The organism is Streptococcus oralis, assembly GCF_018448765.2.
Lineage (GTDB): Bacteria > Bacillota > Bacilli > Lactobacillales > Streptococcaceae > Streptococcus > Streptococcus oralis_BM.
Genome location: NZ_JAHCMC020000001.1, coordinates 1,550,443 through 1,568,640, shown reverse-complemented (window position 1 = coordinate 1,568,640; position 18,198 = coordinate 1,550,443). Strand labels below are relative to the sequence as shown.

Genomic DNA, 18,198 nt, shown 5'->3' with positions numbered 1-18,198 from the left:
GAAAGAAAAATTCTTGAAACAATATCTGCCCCTCTCTTTTATTGGAAAACTGAGTAAAAACCAATCCACCTTCCCACTATCCTTCTCCTATAAAAAGTGGTAAAATGGAGGACAGAAAGAAGGAACTGATATGACAACATTATTTTCAAAAATCAAAGAAGTAACAGAGCTTGCTGCGATCTCAGGTCATGAAGCGCCTGTCCGTACCTATCTTCGTGAAAAGTTGACGCCGCATGTGGATGAAGTGGTGACAGATGGCTTGGGTGGTATTTTCGGAATTAAACATTCAGAAGCTGCGTATGCACCACGCGTCTTAGTCGCTTCTCACATGGACGAAGTTGGTTTTATGGTCAGTGAGATTAAGCCAGACGGAACCTTCCGTGTGGTTGAAATCGGTGGCTGGAATCCTATGGTGGTCAGCAGCCAACGCTTTAAACTCTTTACTCGTGACGGTCGTGAAATTCCTGTGATCTCAGGTTCTGTTCCTCCACATTTGACTCGTGGAACAGGTGGGCCAACCATGCCAGCTATTTCAGATATCATTTTTGATGGTGGGTTTGCAGACAAGGCTGAGGCAGAAAGCTTTGGTATTCGTCCGGGTGATACGATTGTCCCTGATAGTTCCGCTATCTTGACAGCCAATGAAAAAAATATCATCTCAAAAGCTTGGGACAACCGCTACGGTGTTCTTATGGTTAGTGAGCTAGCAGAAGCCTTGCCAGGTCAAAAACTCGGAAACGAACTCTATCTTGGTGCCAATGTCCAAGAAGAAGTTGGTCTTCGTGGCGCTCATACCTCTACAACTAAGTTTGATCCAGAAGTTTTCCTAGCCGTTGACTGTTCACCTGCTGGTGATGTTTATGGTGGCCAAGGTAAGATTGGGGACGGAACCTTGATTCGCTTCTACGATCCAGGTCACTTGCTTCTCCCAGGTATGAAGGATTTCCTTTTGACAACGGCTGAAGAAGCTGGCATCAAGTACCAATACTATTGTGGAAAAGGTGGAACAGACGCTGGAGCAGCTCATCTGAAAAATGGTGGTGTCCCATCTACAACTATCGGTGTCTGCGCTCGTTATATCCATTCTCACCAAACTCTCTACGCGATGGATGACTTCTTAGAAGCCCAAGCTTTCTTGCAAGCCTTGGTGAAAAAATTGGACCGTTCAACGGTTGATTTGATTAAACATTATTAAACATAAGGGAGGTGGTCGGGATGGTAGAACCAAACCTAGAAAGTCTTATAAAAGATCTTTATAACCATGCCCGTCAGGGTTTGAGTGAAGATTTAGTTGCTGCTCTCCTAGAGACTGCTAAAAAACTACCAACTACAAATGAGCAATTACTAGCAGTCCGACTCTCAGGACTGGTCACCCGTGAATTGCTCATCAATCCCAAACACCCAGCACCTGAATTGATCAACTTGGCGCGCTTTATCAAAAGAGAAGAAGCCAAGTATAGGGGTACTGCAGTTTCTGCTATCATGTTTGGAGAACTCTTTAAAATGCTTTGATTCCATTGTGAATCAAAGCATTTTTTATATGCTCCAAAAGACATTCTAAATGAGGAGACGAAAAAAGCCATCCCATTCAGGATAGCTTCTTGGTACTTATACTCAATGAAAATCAAAGAGCAAACTAGGAAACTAACCGCAGGCTGTACTTGAGTACGGCAAGGCGACGTTGACGTGGTTTGAATTTGATTTTCGAAGAGTATTAGATTTGTTCAGCAATGACCTTTTCAGCTAAATTCATAGCATGGTCAGATACACGAGTGTAATGGGAAATAATGTCGATAAAGTTGACCCCGGCTTGTGTTGAACATTCACCCTTGTTAAGGCGTTTGATATGGGTCTTTCTGAGAATGCGTTCCATATGGTTGATTTCTTTATGGCGTTCAATCAGACTTTGAGCTTTTTCAATATCATTGTTTTCCACACTATCAAGGGCATCCTTGATAAAGTCAGTAGTTTTTTGATAGATATCCGCCAATTCCTGCAAAGCAGCACCAGAGAATTGAACATTCTTACGTTGGAGGTAGTCGGTTAGGTTGAGCAAGCCTTCTGCGTGGTCCCCAATCCGTTCCAAATCACGAGATGAATCCAGAATGTTGGTCAACACTTCGCTTTCCTTTTGGCTCAAGGATTCGCTTGAGAGTCTGATGAGGTAACGAGTGAGTTTTTCATCGATGGTATTGATGGCTTCCTCTGTCTTGTGCCCTTTTTCAGCTACCTTTTCATCCAAACCGATGATATAGCTATAAGAAAGGTCAAAAGCTTTGGCTGCATAGTTCCCCAAGTGCAAGAGTTCTTTTTTGGCATTTCCTAGGGCAATAGAAGGAGATTGCTGGATAAGTTGCTCATCAAGATAAAGGGGCTCGTACTTAACAACTTCGTCTTCGCCAGGGATAATCTTGGTTACAAAGTAGGCCAAGGCTCCGATGAATGGAAATTGTACAATGGTATTGCTTACGTTAAAGGCACCGTGAGAGAAGGCGATGGTCATCTCAGGTGAGAGATGAAGTAAAGCTTGGAAATACTCAATCATAGCAGTGAAGGGGCCTAATAGGATTAAGCAAAGAATAGTTCCTAAAACGTTAAAGGTAACGTGAGTTGCCGCAACACGTTTAGCGGAGATGTTAGCTCCAGCAGCTGCTAGGATAACGGTTAAGGTTGTCCCGATATTATCCCCGAAGAGAACTGGTAGCGAACCTTTAAGGTCAAGGAAACCACCTGCATAGAGGCCTTGTAGAATCCCGATAGTTGCAGAAGAGGCCTGAATGAGGACGGTAATCACCGCGCCAGCAAAAACTCCCAACACAGGATTTTGTCCTAAGGTTACCATATATTCCTTGAATTGTGGTAAATCTTTAAGCGGACTCATACCAGCACTGATGAGGTTGAGGGCGTAGAAGATTCCCCCGACACCAAACAGGATGCGCCCAATATTGTTTGCTGTTCTGTTTTTTGTAAAGAAGAGGAACATGGTTCCAAGGAAAATCAAGGGTAAAGCATACTCGCCTAGTTTGAAACCGATGATAAAGGAAGTAACGGTGGTTCCGATGTTGGCTCCCATGATAATTCCGATAGCCTGTCTAAGAGTGAGAAGACTAGCGCTGACCAGCCCGACCGTGATAACTGTAACCCCTGTACTTGACTGAATCAGGGCAGTCACGACAATCCCGACTAGAACGCCTAAAAAGGGATTGCTAGTGTACTTGTCAATGTAAAAACGAAGGCGATCTCCAGCAGCTTGTTGCAAACCGTCTCCCATGGTCTTGATACTGTATAAAAACAGTCCTAGACCTCCTAAAAAGTGAAATAAAATTTCCTGCCAATTAATGGACATTTCTTTTTCCTCCGGAAAATAATAACGGAATTTCTCCTATTCTATTTTAAAGGATAAAAGTAAATCTCACAAGTGTTTAGCTGAAATTTTCATAAGAAACAAGAACTTTCTTTTAAAATGAGAGATAGATTCCCTTTAAGATAGATGATTTATAGGATTGTGTCCAAATTTTACTGATTATTATCCTAGTTATAGTTTTTATGTTAAATAGATTGACATCGCTTTCATATAGGATAAAATGAAGATGATCCTGTTCTGGTGGTGTGCACAGAGAACAGTTACTTTTTATCAAAAAGTAAAGCGTTTACTTTATATTTTATTAGGAGGATAAGATGAAAGATCTATTTTTTGAAAAACGTTGCCGTTACAGTATTCGTAAGCTGTCAATCGGGGCTTGTTCCTTAATGATTGGTTCAGCTCTATTCGCGAGCCCAGCTCTTGCCGAACAGGTCGCTGTCCCTGAAACAGCTACTAATACGAGCGCTCAAGCTACAAGCGCTAGTGAAACAGCTAATCCAGATACTGCAGCTATCGAAAAACAATTATCGGGAACAGAGAACAAAGTAGCTGAGCAACCAATTTCAGAAAACACTCCAGTAATAGCTGATTTGGTCAATGAAAAAGAAGAGGCAAAACCCGCTCCGGCAGATAAAACTGAAAAACCTGCTCAACCAACTGAAAAAGAAGAAGTCAAATCAGAGGAAGCTCCTCAAGTGGCTGAGAAGAAAGCCGACAAACCGACTCTAGCAGACGTTCCTAAAAATGAGGAAAAGAGTCTCCGACCAAAAGAAATCAAATTTGATACATGGGAAGATTTGTTGAAATGGGAACCGGGTGCGCGTGAGGATGATCCCATTAACCGTTCATCAGTTGAACTCGCCAAGCGCCATAGAGGCCAGTTGGTTAACGAAAAAGCAAGCAGAAGAGCCAAGGTTCAGGCGCTAGCAAACACCAACTCAAAGGCCAAAGACCACGCTTCTGTTGGTGGAGAAGAATTCAAGGCCTATGCTTTTGACTACTGGCAATACTTGGATTCAATGGTCTTCTGGGAAGGCCTAGTCCCTACTCCAGATGTCATTGATGCCGGTCACCGTAACGGAGTTCCCGTTTATGGAACACTCTTTTTCAACTGGTCAAACAGCATTGCTGACCAAGAGAAATTTGCAGCTGCCTTGAAACAAGATGCAGATGGCACCTTTCCTATCGCACGAAAACTTGTCGATCTTGCTAAGTATTACGGATTTGATGGCTATTTCATCAATCAGGAAACAACGGGTGAATTGGTAGAACCTCTTGGTGAAAAAATGCGCCAATTCATGCTCTATACAAAAGAATACGCAGCCAAAGTCAACCACCCAATCAAGTATGCTTGGTACGATGCCATGACCTACAAATACGGTCGTTACCACGAAGATGGTCTAGGTGATTACAACTACCAGTTCATGCAAAAAGAAGGAGACAAGGTACCTGCAGATCAATTTTTTGCCAATTTCAACTGGAACAAGGAAAAGAATGACCACTCCGTAGAGATGGCAAAATGGCTAGAACGTAGCCAGTATGATGTCTTTGCAGGCTTGGAATTGCAACAAGGTGGCTCTTATAAGACCAAAGTCAAATGGGATGCCCTCTTAGATGAAAAAGGCAAGTTGCGTTTGTCACTTGGACTTTTTGCACCAGATACGATTACCAGTCTAGGAAAAACGGGTGAAGACTACCACAAGAACGAAGACATCTTTTTCACAGGTTACCAAGGAGATCCAACGGCTCAAAAACCAGGTGATAAAGAGTGGTATGGAATTGCCAATTTAGTTGCGGACCGCACATCAGCAGTAGGACGCACCTTCACTACCTCTTTTAATACAGGTCATGGTAGAAAGTGGTTTGTAGACGGCAAAGTTTCTAAGGATTCTGAATGGAACTACCGTTCGGTTTCAGGTGTCTTGCCAACATGGCGCTGGTGGCAGACTTCAACGGGGGAAAAACTTCGTGCAGAATATGACTTTACAGATGCCTATAATGGAGGTAACTCTCTTAAATTCTCAGGGGATGTAGCTGGTAAGACGGACCAGGATGTGAATTTGTATTCTACTAAACTAGAAGTAACGGAGAAAACCAAACTTCGGGTTGCCCACAAGGGAGGAAAAGGCTCCAAAGTTTATATGGCCTTCTCTACGACTCCAGACTACAAATTTGAGGATGCGGAGGCATGGAAAGAACTGACTCTTTCTGACAACTGGACAAATGAAGAAATTGACCTTAGCTCACTAGCAGGTAAAACCATCTATGCAGTTAAACTCTTCTTCGAACATGGAGGTGCTGTAAAAGATTATCAGTTCAACCTAGGACAATTAACTATCACGGACAATCACCAAGCGCCACAAGCACCTACAGGTCTCTCTGTGGTGAAGCAATCTCTTAAGAATGCCCAAGAAGCTGAAGCAGTGGTCCAGTTTGCGGGTAACCAAGATGCAGATTTCTATGAAGTCTACGAAAAAGATGGAGATAACTGGCGCTTATTGACAGGATCATCTGCTTCCACTATCTACTTGCCAAAAGTTAGCCGCTCTGCTAATGCGACTGGTACGACTCAGGAATTGAAAGTCGTTGCAGTTGGTAAAAATGGCCTTCGTTCTGAAGCGGGGACGGCATCCTTCAACTGGGGGATGACAGTTCAGGATACAACTCTCCCAAGACCTTTGGCTGAAAATATTGTTCCAGGGGCAACGGTTATTGGTAGCACTTTCCCAAATACTGAAGGTGGAGAAGGCATTGAAGGTATGTTGAACGGTACCATTACTAGCTTGTCAGATAAGTGGTCTTCAGCTCAGTTGAGCGGTAGTGTGGATATTCGCTTGACCCAACCACGCCGTGTTGTTAGATGGGTCATGGATCATGCAGGAGCTGGAGGTGAGTCTGTTAACGATGGTTTGATGAACACCAAAGACTTTGACCTTTATTATAAAGATGCGGATGGTGAATGGAAGTTAGCTAAGGAGGTCCGTGGCAATAAAGCGCACGTTACGGATATCACTCTTGACAAACCAATCACTGCTCAAGACTGGCGCCTTAAAGTTATCACTTCAGATAACGGAACACCTTGGAAAGCCATTCGTATCTATAACTGGAAGATGTACGAAACCTTGGATACAGAAAGCCAAAATATTCCAATGGCTAAGGTAGCCGCTCGTTCACTTGGAAACCATCAAGTTCAACTCGGCTTCTCTGATGTTCCAGCGGGTGCAACTATCACCGTTTACGACAAGGCAGATTCACAAACGCCAATTGCAACTTTGAAGTCTGAAAATGGTGGCGACCTAGCAACAGCGCCATTGGCTTTTGACAAGCAACCAACTCTCCTCTACTATCGTACCCAACTACCTGGCAAAGAAATCAGTAACACCTTGGCAGTAGCGATTCCGCAGGATGAGAGAAAAATTGCTGCAGTTAGCCTTGAAAAAGGACCTAAGAAGACAGTCTACAAAGAGGGAGAAAAACTGGACCTTAGAGGCGGCACTCTTCGTGTTCAATACGAAGGGGGACAAGCCGATGAGTTGATCAACCTTACTCACTCAGGTGTGACAGTATCTGGCTACAACGCTCATCAAAAAGGGGAACAAAAGCTCACAGTCAGCTACCTTGGACTTCCAGTTACTGGTGCCTTGAAGGTACAAGTGACAGGTCAAGATGAAGGGAAGCCGAAAGAAGTAGCAGGCTTGTACATTACTCAGAAACCGAAAACAGACTATCTAGTAGGAGATCAACTGGATCTTGCCGAAGGTCGCTTCGGCGTTCTCTATGATGATGAGACAGAAGAAAGCCATGCCTTCACAGATCAAGGTGTTGAAATTACGGGCTACGATGCTCAAAAGACTGGTCGTCAGACCTTGACCTTGCATTACAAGGGACACACCGCTGAGTTTGATGTCTTGGTTTCTCCAAAAGCAGCTGTCAACGATGAGTACCTCAAACAAGAAATCACTGCTGCCCAAGGTCGTCAGTCAACCCTTGCCTACACCTTCTCAAGCGAGGACAAACAAGCAGCACTAGTAGAGAAGCTCAATGCAGCGAAAGCTGTTGCAGAAAACCATGATACCAGTCAAGAAGAAGTCAACAAAGCCTTGAATGAATTGAAACAAGCTGGAGCGGACTTAGATGGAAATCAACGTTATCAAACTGCTAGAGAAGAATTGGAAGGCTTGCTCGAATCCGTCCGTGAAAAAGATCCTAAAGCTGAGTTGATTGAACAAGCAGAAACTTTGTTGGCTTCAGAGATGCCAACTCCACAAGCTTTTGCGGACATGAAAGAAAAGCTGAATAAGAAACTAGCTCCTGCAGAAGAAAGCTATCATGTTGGTAGCATGGATCCAAATGAAGTGGCTCCAACGGTTGAGGCCCTCCCTGAACTAGTTATTGAAACTGAAACAACAGCCTTTGAAGGTCAGGAGCGACCAAACTCCGAACTTCTTAAAGGACAACGCCGTGTTGTGCAAGCTGGAGTTGAAGGTCAAGTTCGTCGCTTTGTAGAAGTTGATGCTCAGGGCAAACGCACCCTTCATTCAACTGAGGTTGTTAAGGAAGCAATCCCAGAAATCACCGAAGTTGGTACAAAAGTTCTATCGAGCAGCCAACCAGCTGAAGGTGTGAAAGATTTAGTGCTAGAAACTCCGAAACTGGAAATTGAAGAGGGGACAATTTCCTTCGAACGTCAGGAGCGACCAAACTCCGAACTTCTCAAAGGACAACGCCAGCTAGTTCAAGCAGGAGTTGAAGGCCAAGTTCGTCGCTTTGTAGAAGTTGATGCTCAGGGCAAACGCACCCTTCATTCAACTGAGGTTGTTAAGGAAGCAATCCCAGAAATTGTTGAAGTAGGAACGAAAGAAGAGCAAGTCTCACAAACGAGGGATCAAGCTCTTTCAGCAGCACCAGCAAAAGTTGAAGAAGTAAGTAAAGAGCTTCCAAATACAGGAGCGACAAGAGATGCTAGTCTAGTAGCGCTGGGACTCCTCGGAGTAATGAGTGGCTACGGCTTGCTTGCTAGGAAGAAGAGAGAAGATTAATCGAATTTACGAATCTTGAATTTTCTCATAAAAACTAAAAAACAAGGTTTGACGGCAAATCAGTCAGACCTTGTTTTGACTAGTAGAAATCAGTGAAAGAATGATTAAATGAGCTAGTCTTTCTTTCAATAATCAGTTATTTAGCAAGGTTTTTCTAGATTTTATTTTAAAAATGTTAGTTTCAATCAGAAGAATGAACAAGAAAAGTTTAGGGTTTTTCTATCTCTTTTGCTGATTTTGTGATATAATTAACACGTATAAAAAAAGAAGGAGTCATATCTAATGGCAAAATTGACTGTTAAAGACGTTGACTTGAAAGGGAAAAAAGTTCTCGTTCGTGTTGACTTCAACGTACCTGTTAAAGATGGCGTGATTACCAATGACAACCGTATCACTGCAGCTCTTCCAACTATCAAGTACATCCTTGAACAAGGTGGACGTGCAATCCTCTTCTCTCACCTTGGACGTGTAAAAGAAGAAGCAGACAAAGAAGGTAAATCACTTGCTCCTGTAGCTGCTGACTTGGCTGCTAAATTGGGACAAGAAGTTAAATTTATCCCGGGTGTTACACGTGGTGCTGAATTGGAAGCAGCAATCAACGCTCTTGAAGATGGACAAGTTCTCTTGGTTGAAAACACTCGTTTCGAAGATGTTGACGGCAAGAAAGAATCTAAAAATGATCCTGAACTTGGTAAATATTGGGCATCTCTTGGAGATGGCATCTTCGTAAACGATGCATTCGGTACAGCTCACCGTGCACACGCATCTAATGTTGGTATCTCAGCAAACGTTGAAAAAGCTGTTGCTGGTTTCCTTCTTGAAAACGAAATTGCTTACATCAAAGAAGCAGTTGAAGCTCCAGAACGCCCATTCGTAGCCATCCTTGGTGGTTCAAAAGTTTCAGACAAGATCGGTGTTATCGAAAACTTGCTTGAAAAAGCTGATAAAGTTCTTATCGGTGGTGGGATGACTTACACATTCTACAAAGCGCAAGGTATCGAAATCGGTAACTCACTTGTAGAAGAAGACAAATTGGATGTTGCGAAATCTCTTCTTGAAAAAGCAAACGGCAAATTGATCTTGCCAGTTGACTCAAAAGAAGCAAACGCATTTGCTGACTACACTGAAGTGAAAGACACTGAAGGTGAAGCAGTTGATCCTGGATTCCTTGGTTTGGATATCGGTCCAAAATCTATCGCTAAATTCGATCAAGAATTGACTGGTGCGAAGACAGTTGTATGGAACGGACCAATGGGTGTATTTGAAAACCCAGACTTCCAAGCTGGTACAATCGGTGTGATGGATGCTATCGTGAAACAACCAGGCGTGAAATCAATCATCGGTGGTGGTGACTCAGCTGCCGCAGCAATCAACCTTGGTCGTGCAGACAAGTTCTCATGGATCTCTACTGGTGGTGGAGCATCAATGGAACTCCTCGAAGGTAAGGTTCTTCCAGGTCTTGCAGCCTTGACTGAAAAATAAATAGTTTATCTGAAAGAAGATGGTTTAACCATCTTCTTTTTAATTTCATTTATAAATATGTTAGATTTATCGATAAATGAAGGGGGGAGAGTAAATGTTTGCATCCCGCATCATAAAATGCTACTATGGATGGTAGATGATTGATTTAGATAAGAAAGGGATTAGAATGAAAAATAAAAAAGAAGTCTATGGATTTCGTAAAAGCAAAGTTGCTAAAACTTTGTGTGGTGCTGTTTTAGGAACTGCTTTGATTGCTTTTGCAGACAAAGCAGTATTTGCTGATGAAGTCACAGAGACAACTAGTACAAGTACAGTTGAGGTGGCTACTACAGGAAACCCAGCCACAAATCTACCTGAAGCTCAGGGTGAAATGAGCCAAGTTGCCAAAGAGAGCCAAGCTAAGGCTGGTTCTAAAGACTCAGCTTTGCCAGTAGAAGTATCATCAGCTGATTTGGATAAAACAGTTGCCGATGCAAAATCTGCAGGAGTTAAGGTAGCTCAAGATGAAACAAAAGACAAAGGAACAGCTACAACTGCTACAGAAAATGCTCAAAAACAAGATGAGATCAAAAGTGACTATGCTAAACAAGCAGAAGAAATAAAGAAGACAACTGAAGAATATAAAAAAGAAGTCGCAGCTCATCAGGCTGAAACAGATAAAATCACTGCTGAAAACAAAGCAGCGGATGACAAGTATCAAAAAGATCTAAAAAATCATCAAGAAGAAGTTGAAAAAATCAACACTGCCAATGCAACAGCTAAAGCAGAATATGAGGCTAAGCTAGCACAATATCAAAAAGATTTAGCAACTGTCAAAAAAGCAAACGAAGATAGTCAACGGGATTATCAAAATAAACTTTCAGCTTACCAGACAGAATTAGCTCGAGTACAAAAAGCTAATGCTGAAGCTAAAGAGGCATATGATAAAGCAGTAAAAGAAAACACTGCAAAGAATGCAGCGCTTCAAGCTGAAAATGAAGCGATTAAACAACGTAATGAAACTGCAAAAGCGAATTATGAAGCAGCTATGAAGCAGTATGAAGCAGATCTTGCAGCTGTTAAGAAAGCTAAGGCGGATAATGATGCTGATTATCAAGCTAAATTAGCAGCTTATCAGACAGAATTGGCTCGAGTTCAAAAGGCAAATGCGGAAGCTAAAGAGGCTTATGATAAAGCAGTAAAAGAAAACACAGCTAAAAATGCAGCCATTCAAGCTGAAAATGAAGCGATTAAGCAACGTAACGCCGCTGCAAAATCGACTTATGACGCAGCGGTGAAGAAATACGAAGCAGATTTAGCAACAGTCAAACAAGCAAACGAAGCTAACGAAACAGACTACCAAGCTAAGCTAGCCAAATACCAGACAGAACTAGCTCGCGTTCAAAAAGCAAATGCCGATGCAAAAGCAGCCTATGAAAAGGCAGTTGAAGACAACAAGACAAAAAATGCTGCAATTCAAGCTGAGAATGAAGAAATCAAGCAACGTAATGCCGTGGCTAAAACAGATTATGAAGCTAAAGTTGCAAAATATGAAGCAGACCTTGCCAAGTATAAGAAAGATGTAGATGAGTATCCACAGAAACTCAAAGAGTACAATGAAGAGCAGGCAAAAATTAAGGCTGCATTGGTAGAACTTGAAAAAAATAAGGATCAGGACGGGTATTTGTCTAAACCATCTGCTCGTAGCTTGGTTTATGACTTAGAACCAAATGCTCAACTTGACCTCAAAACAGAAGGGAAACTTCTCACAGCAACAGCTGTTGATGAAGCCTTCAGTAAGAGTACATCGAAAGCAAAATATGATCAAAAAATTCTACAACTAGATGACTTAGATATCAGTGGTTTAGAGAAGGCGAATTCGACTGCTTCATCTGTTGAATTATATGGAAATATTGGAGATAAATCAAGTTGGACGACCAACGTGGGGAATAATACGGAGGTGAAATGGGGCTCAGTTCTTCTAGAACGTGGACAAAGCGTAATAGCGACTTATACCAATCTTCAAAATTCCTACTACAATGGTAAAAAGATTTCGAAGATTGTTTACAAATATACTGTAGACCCGTCTTCAAAATTTCAAAATCCTAGTGGAAAAGTTTGGTTGGGAATCTTTACAGACCCAACGCTAGGAGTCTTTGCTTCAGCCTATACGGGTCAGGAAGAAAAAGATACGTCAATTTTCATTAAAAATGAATTCACCTTCTACGATGAAAATGATCAACCAATTAATTTTGACAATGCCCTTCTTTCAGTAGCATCTCTAAATAGAGAAAATAATTCTATAGAGATGGCTAAAGATTACAGTGGTACTTTTGTTAAAATTTCTGGGTCTTCTGTTGGAGAAAAAGACGGAAAAATTTATGCTACAGAAACCTTGAACTTTAAACAAGGCCAAGGTGGATCTCGTTGGACCATGTATAAAAATAGTCAACCTGGTTCAGGTTGGGATTCATCGGATGCACCAAACTCTTGGTACGGTGCAGGAGCCATTAGTATGTCCGGTCCTACGAATCATGTTACTGTTGGTGCCATTTCTGCGACCCTAGTAGTTCCTTCTGATCCAGTTATGGCGGTTGATACAGGTAAAAGACCAAACATCTGGTACTCACTCAATGGTAAGATTCGTGCGGTTAACGTTCCGAAAATTACAAAAGAAAAACCAACTCCGCCAGTAGAACCAACTGCACCACAAGCTCCAACTTATGAAGTGGAAAAACCACTGGAACCCGCTCCAGTAGTACCAACATATGAAAATGAGCCAACTCCACCGGTAAAAACTCCAGATCAACCGGAGCCGTCAAAACCGGAAGAGCCAACATATGAGACAGAGAAGCCATTGGAGCCAGCACCAGTAGCACCAACATATGAAAATGAGCCAACTCCACCGGTAAAAACTCCAGATCAACCGGAGCCATCAAAACCAGAAGAGCCAACATATGAGACAGAGAAACCATTGGAACCAGCTCCAGTAGCACCAAGCTACGAGAATGAGCCAACACCACCGGTAAAAACTCCAGATCAACCAGAGCCATCAAAACCAGAAGAGCCAAATTATGATCCATTGCCAACTCCACCTGTAGCACCAACTCCTAAGCTGTTGCCAACACCACCAGCGGTGCCAACAGTTCACTTCCGTTACAATCGTCTTTTTGCACAACCTCAGATTAATAAAGAAATTAAAAATGAGGATGGAGTAGATATCGATCGTACTCTCGTTGCTAAGCAGTCTGTAGTGAAGTTTGAGTTGAAAACGGAAGCTTTAACTGCAGGGCGTCCAAAAACAACTTCGTTTGTATTGGTAGATCCACTTCCAACTGGCTATCAGTTTGATTTGGAAGCAACCAAGGCTGCAAGCAAAGGTTTTGAAACAAGCTATGACAAAGCTAGTCACACTGTAACCTTTAAGGCTACTGAGGAGACCTTGGCTGCTTTCAATGCAAATTTGACAAAATCCTTTGAGACTCTATATCCAACTGTTGTTGGTCGTGTCTTGAATGATGGGGCAACTTATACAAATAACTTTACATTGACAGTCAACGACGCCTACGGTGTTAAGTCAAACATTGTTCGTGTAACGACTCCAGGTAAACCAAATGATCCTGACAATCCAAATAACAACTACATCAAGCCTTTGAAAGTTAATAAGAACAAGCAAGGTTTGAATATTGATGGCAAAGAAGTTCTAGCTGGTTCAACGAACTACTATGAACTCACATGGGATTTGGACCAATACAAGGGAGATAAATCTTCTAAAGAAGCAATTCAAAATGGTTTCTACTATGTGGATGATTATCCAGAAGAAGCCTTAACCCTTCAACCAGAATTGGTTAAGATTCGTGATCTAGAGGGCAACCTTGTATCAGGTATCAGTGTTCAACAATATGATAGTTTAGAAGCTGCGCCTAAGAAAGTTCAGGAGCTGTTGAAGAAAGCAAACATCACTGTTAAAGGTGCTTTCCAACTCTTCTCAGCTGATAATCCAGCCGAATTCTACAAGAACTATGTAGCAGCAGGAAAATCATTGCTCATCACAGATCCGATGACAGTTAAACCTGAATTTGGTCAAACGGGTGGTAAGTATGAAAACAAAGCCTACCAAATTGATTTTGGAAATGGCTATGCTACAGAAGTAGTTGTCAACAATGTACCGAAAATCACACCGAAAAAAGATGTGACAATCAGTATGGATCCAAGCAGTGACAATATTGATGGCCAAACAATTCCGTTGAACCAGTACTTCAATTATCGTTTAATCGGTGGTTTGATCCCACAAAATCATTCTGAGGACTTGAATGACTATAGTTTTGTAGATGATTATGACCAAAAGGGTGATCAATACACTGGAAACTATAAAGTTCTTGCTAAGGTTGATATCCGATTGAAAGACGGTCGTGTTATTAAGGCAGGAACAGACTTAACAGCTGAAACACAGGTTGAACATGATCAAGATAAGGGAATGATTACAATTCGCTTCAAGGAAGAATTCCTTCAAGAGATTCAGTTGGATTCTCCATTCCAGGCTGAGACTTATATTCAAATGAAACGAATTGCTGTCGGAACCTTTGAAAATACCTATGTAAATACTGTGAATAAAGTTGCTTACGCTTCAAACACAGTTCGTACTACAACACCAGAACCTAAGAAACCAGAGGAGCCAACAACCCCTAATTCTAATCCAAATCCAAAAGGAACCCCTACTCTACCTCAAACAGGTACAAATGATTCAAGCTACATGCCGTATCTTGGTTTAGCAGCTTTAGTAGGAGTTTTAGGACTTGGTCAGTTGAAACGAAAAGAAGACGAAAGCAACTAATTTCTGGAAGTTAAATAGAAAAGAGGAACTCTGTTTCCTCTTTTTTATAGCACTAAATTAAAAACGCTTCCTATTGATTTTCACTCATAAAATCAACTGATTTATGTTAAAATGGTAGTAGAAAGTTGAGATTATGAGTTATTTTAAAAAATATAAATTTGATAAGTCACAGTTCAAACTTGGTATGCGGACTTTTAAAACGGGAATTGCCGTTTTTCTAGTTCTTTTGATTTTTGGCTTTTTTGGCTGGAAAGGTCTTCAAATCGGTGCTCTGACAGCAGTTTTTAGTCTGAGGGAGAGTTTTGATAAGAGTGTCCATTTTGGGACTTCACGTATTCTAGGAAATAGTATCGGTGGTTTCTACGCCCTTATCTTTTTTTTCTTAAATACCTTATTTCACGGAGCCTTTTGGGTGACCTTGGTGGTTGTTCCAATCTGCACTATGTTAACCATTATGACAAATGTGGCCATGAATAATAAATCGGGGGTTATTGGTGGTGTAGCAGCTATGTTGATCATTACCCTATCAATACCGAGCGGTGAAACAATTTTGTACGTGTTTGCGCGTGTATCGGAAACTTTCATGGGAGTTTTTGTCGCAATTCTCGTAAATTATGATATTGATCGTATTCATCTCTTTTTAGAGAAAAAAGAAAAATAATGTTACATTTTATGACATTATCAATTGACGTTTGTCTTTTTTTAGACTATAATAGACAGAAAGAAGGAAATTGTAAATGAAGGAAAGAGAATTTCGCCGAAATATGGCTGTTTTTCCTATCGGCAGTGTTATGAAATTGACCGATTTATCGGCGCGTCAGATTCGTTATTATGAAGATCAAGAGTTGATCAAACCTGATCGAAACGAAGGGAACCGTCGCATGTATTCGTTGAATGACATGGATCGTCTGCTTGAAATCAAAGATTATATCTCTGAAGGTCATAATATTGCTGCGATTAAGAAAAAATATGCTGAACGTGAGGCGAAGTCCAAGAAAGCCGTGAGTCAGACGGAAGTGCGTCGTGCACTTCACAATGAACTCCTCCAGCAGGGGCGCTTTGCTTCAGTACGGTCACCCTTTGGTCGCGGTTAGGCAATCGCAAGTAGTCATATATTAAGGAGAAAACCCATGCCAATCACAGCTGCAGATATTCGTCGTGAAGTCAAGGAAAAAAATGTTACCTTTATCCGTCTCATGTTTTCAGATATTCTGGGAACCATGAAAAACGTCGAAATTCCTGCTACAGATGAACAGTTAGATAAGGTCTTGTCAAACAAAGCTATGTTTGATGGCTCTTCTATTGAAGGTTTTGTACGTATCAACGAATCGGATATGTACTTGTATCCAGACTTGGACACATGGACAGTCTTCCCTTGGGGAGATGAAAATGGAAGTGTTGCAGGTTTGATCTGTGATGTCTATACAACAGAAGGCGAACCCTTTGCAGGTGACCCTCGTGGTAATCTGAAGCGTGCACTTCGTCATATGGAAGAAGTAGGATTCAAATCCTTCAACCTTGGTCCAGAACCAGAATTTTTCCTATTTAAGCTCGATGAAAATGGCGATCCAACTCTTGAGGTAAATGACAAGGGTGGCTACTTTGATTTGGCACCTACTGACCTTGCAGACAATACACGTCGTGAAATCGTGAATGTCTTGACCAAAATGGGATTTGAAGTAGAAGCAAGTCACCACGAGGTTGCGGTTGGACAACACGAGATTGACTTCAAGTATGATGAAGTCCTCCGTGCCTGTGACAAGATTCAAATCTTTAAACTTGTTGTTAAAACCATTGCTCGCAAACATGGTCTTTACGCAACCTTTATGGCGAAACCAAAATTTGGTATCGCTGGATCAGGTATGCACTGTAATATGTCCTTGTTTGATGCAGAAGGAAATAATGCCTTCTTTGATCCAAATGATCCAAAAGGAATGCAGTTGTCTGAAACAGCCTACCATTTCCTTGGTGGTTTGATCAAGCATGCTTATAACTATACTGCCATCATGAACCCAACTGTTAACTCCTACAAGCGTTTGGTTCCTGGTTATGAAGCGCCAGTTTACATTGCTTGGGCTGGTCGTAACCGCTCACCACTAGTTCGTGTACCAGCTTCACGTGGTATGGGAACTCGTCTTGAGTTGCGTTCAGTGGACCCAATGGCAAACCCATACATCGCTATGGCGGTTCTTTTGGAAGTTGGTTTGCATGGTATTGAAAATAAAATCGGAGCACCAGCTCCTATCGAAGAAAATATTTACATCATGACAGCAGAAGAGCGTAAGGAAGCTGGAATTACCGACCTTCCATCAACTCTTCATAACGCATTGAAAGCTTTGACTGAGGATGAAGTGGTCAAGGCTGCCCTAGGTGAACACATCTACACTAGCTTCCTTGAAGCCAAACGTATCGAGTGGGCTAGCTATGCGACCTTCGTTTCACAGTGGGAAGTTGATAATTATTTAGATCTTTACTAATATAGAAGAAAGATTGCCTGAGGGTGATCTTTTTTTCTTGTGTTTTATATCGGGGTGTGATATATTTTATATAATGAAGTGCGATATATTGAACTGAATAGGAGGTGGCTATAATGGAATTAACGGATAAGATTCGTCGTGTTTATCTTCCGATGACGGAAACAGGATTTTATATCTTGTTTTGTCTACAGAAGGAGAACCATGGATATGGTATCACACAAAAGGTCAAGGAGATGACAGATTCGCAAGTTTCGATTAGTCCTGGAACTATGTATGGAACCTTGTCAAAGATGGAAAAGGATGGCTTGATTTCCTTTGTCCGAGAAGAGGAGAAGCGTAAAATATATCAGATCACAGACTTGGGACGAAAAGTCTTAGATATTGAATTGAAACGTATTGAACGGCTCTACAGAAACAGTCGGGAGGAAGTATGATGGAAAAGAAGGTTGTATATCGGATATCTACAATTGCAGATTATGATAGAGAGGCTTTATACCTTGGGGGAATGCATGCTAAGGGCTGGAAACTTAAGGAAGTAAGCTACTCTAACTTAGTAGTTGCGGTTAAGTATACTTTTGAAAAGTGCCAACCGGAGCAGGTGTCTTATCAGTTGGACTTTTATCCCATGAAAAAATCAGAGAGAGCCTCCTATTTACAACTATTTAAAGACTGTGGCTGGGATCATATTACAGACTTTAATAGTTTTTCCTATTTTAGAAAAGCACATTCTGAAATTGAATCGGATACTGAGTTTGAAATCTATAATGACGCTACAGGGAAGTTAGCTATGATCAAACGGATTTTAATAATGCGGATGCTTCCTATTTTGATTCTATTTTTAGCTCTACTACCGGTTTTCTCAAAGTTTGTCAGTGGAGCTAGTTCTTTCAGTTGGGGAATATTTTTGATTGTCATAATAGATTGTGTTTTATTGATAGTTTTTGCGGTTCAGATTTCTTATATTTTTTGGAGCTTGTTTCAAAAGTGGAAAGAATTATCTGAAAAATAAAACCATGTATGTTT

General features: G+C 41.5%; 11 protein-coding genes. 10 read left to right on the top strand and 1 reads right to left on the bottom strand.

Annotated elements, in window-relative coordinates; all coding sequences use genetic code 11:
* The first annotated feature begins 130 nt into the window (after positions 1-130).
* Together pepA and KIH88_RS07885 are read left to right on the top strand one after the other, a co-directional pair.
* On the top strand, positions 131-1,195 hold the full coding sequence (gene pepA / locus KIH88_RS07890) for a glutamyl aminopeptidase (RefSeq protein ID WP_213988917.1): 1,065 nt from the start codon (positions 131-133) through the stop codon (positions 1,193-1,195).
* A gap of 20 nt (positions 1,196-1,215) precedes the next feature.
* Entirely contained in the window at positions 1,216-1,512 is a 297-nt protein-coding gene (locus tag KIH88_RS07885; protein ID WP_033606304.1) for an enterocin immunity protein, read from the top strand.
* A 202-nt stretch (positions 1,513-1,714) separates the two neighbouring features.
* Here KIH88_RS07885 and KIH88_RS07880 read toward each other — a convergent pair whose 3' ends face one another.
* A complete protein-coding gene (locus tag KIH88_RS07880) occupies positions 1,715-3,346 on the bottom strand; it encodes a Na/Pi cotransporter family protein (protein WP_213988916.1) in 1,632 nt (543 codons plus the stop codon).
* A 332-nt stretch (positions 3,347-3,678) separates the two neighbouring features.
* Between KIH88_RS07880 and KIH88_RS07875 the strand changes: the two genes are divergently transcribed.
* From KIH88_RS07875 to KIH88_RS07840, 8 genes are all read left to right on the top strand, one after another.
* Positions 3,679-8,403, top strand: coding sequence for an endo-beta-N-acetylglucosaminidase (locus KIH88_RS07875; RefSeq protein WP_213988915.1), 4,725 nt, complete (start codon positions 3,679-3,681; stop codon positions 8,401-8,403).
* A gap of 282 nt (positions 8,404-8,685) precedes the next feature.
* Positions 8,686-9,885, top strand: coding sequence for a phosphoglycerate kinase (locus KIH88_RS07870; RefSeq protein WP_084853032.1), 1,200 nt, complete (start codon positions 8,686-8,688; stop codon positions 9,883-9,885).
* A gap of 166 nt (positions 9,886-10,051) precedes the next feature.
* The gene (locus KIH88_RS07865) at positions 10,052-14,698 is read left to right on the top strand and encodes an antigen I/II family LPXTG-anchored adhesin (RefSeq protein WP_445656363.1); all 4,647 of its coding nucleotides are present in this window, start codon (positions 10,052-10,054) and stop codon (positions 14,696-14,698) included.
* Positions 14,699-14,831: 133 nt separating this feature from the next.
* Positions 14,832-15,359, top strand: coding sequence for an FUSC family protein (locus tag KIH88_RS07860; protein ID WP_213988890.1), 528 nt, complete (start codon positions 14,832-14,834; stop codon positions 15,357-15,359).
* A 76-nt stretch (positions 15,360-15,435) separates the two neighbouring features.
* Positions 15,436-15,792: a transcriptional repressor GlnR gene (gene glnR, locus KIH88_RS07855; protein WP_000664333.1), complete on the top strand. Its 357-nt coding sequence runs from the start codon at positions 15,436-15,438 to the stop codon at positions 15,790-15,792.
* Between the two features lie 36 nt (positions 15,793-15,828).
* Positions 15,829-17,175, top strand: a complete 1,347-nt coding sequence (gene glnA, locus KIH88_RS07850; RefSeq protein ID WP_213988889.1) for a type I glutamate--ammonia ligase — start codon at positions 15,829-15,831, stop codon at positions 17,173-17,175.
* A 113-nt stretch (positions 17,176-17,288) separates the two neighbouring features.
* Entirely contained in the window at positions 17,289-17,609 is a 321-nt protein-coding gene (locus KIH88_RS07845) for a PadR family transcriptional regulator (protein ID WP_213988888.1), read from the top strand.
* The gene (locus KIH88_RS07840) at positions 17,609-18,184 is read left to right on the top strand and encodes a DUF2812 domain-containing protein (protein WP_213988892.1); all 576 of its coding nucleotides are present in this window, start codon (positions 17,609-17,611) and stop codon (positions 18,182-18,184) included. Before KIH88_RS07845 ends, KIH88_RS07840 begins: the two co-directional genes overlap by 1 nt.
* Positions 18,185-18,198 lie beyond the last annotated feature (14 nt).

What these genes read in the sequence shown, in the direction of transcription:
- KIH88_RS07860 (WP_213988890.1), top strand. Translation starts at nt 14,832, where the DNA reads ATGAGTTATTTTAAAAAATATAAATTTGATAAGTCACAGTTCAAACTT.
- KIH88_RS07840 (WP_213988892.1), top strand. Translation starts at nt 17,609, where the DNA reads ATGGAAAAGAAGGTTGTATATCGGATATCTACAATTGCAGATTATGAT.
- KIH88_RS07865 (WP_445656363.1), top strand. Translation starts at nt 10,052, where the DNA reads ATGAAAAATAAAAAAGAAGTCTATGGATTTCGTAAAAGCAAAGTTGCT.
- glnR (WP_000664333.1), top strand. Translation starts at nt 15,436, where the DNA reads ATGAAGGAAAGAGAATTTCGCCGAAATATGGCTGTTTTTCCTATCGGC.
- pepA (WP_213988917.1), top strand. Translation starts at nt 131, where the DNA reads ATGACAACATTATTTTCAAAAATCAAAGAAGTAACAGAGCTTGCTGCG.
- KIH88_RS07885 (WP_033606304.1), top strand. Translation starts at nt 1,216, where the DNA reads ATGGTAGAACCAAACCTAGAAAGTCTTATAAAAGATCTTTATAACCAT.
- glnA (WP_213988889.1), top strand. Translation starts at nt 15,829, where the DNA reads ATGCCAATCACAGCTGCAGATATTCGTCGTGAAGTCAAGGAAAAAAAT.
- KIH88_RS07870 (WP_084853032.1), top strand. Translation starts at nt 8,686, where the DNA reads ATGGCAAAATTGACTGTTAAAGACGTTGACTTGAAAGGGAAAAAAGTT.
- KIH88_RS07845 (WP_213988888.1), top strand. Translation starts at nt 17,289, where the DNA reads ATGGAATTAACGGATAAGATTCGTCGTGTTTATCTTCCGATGACGGAA.
- KIH88_RS07880 (WP_213988916.1), bottom strand. Translation starts at nt 3,346, where the DNA reads ATGTCCATTAATTGGCAGGAAATTTTATTTCACTTTTTAGGAGGTCTA.
- KIH88_RS07875 (WP_213988915.1), top strand. Translation starts at nt 3,679, where the DNA reads ATGAAAGATCTATTTTTTGAAAAACGTTGCCGTTACAGTATTCGTAAG.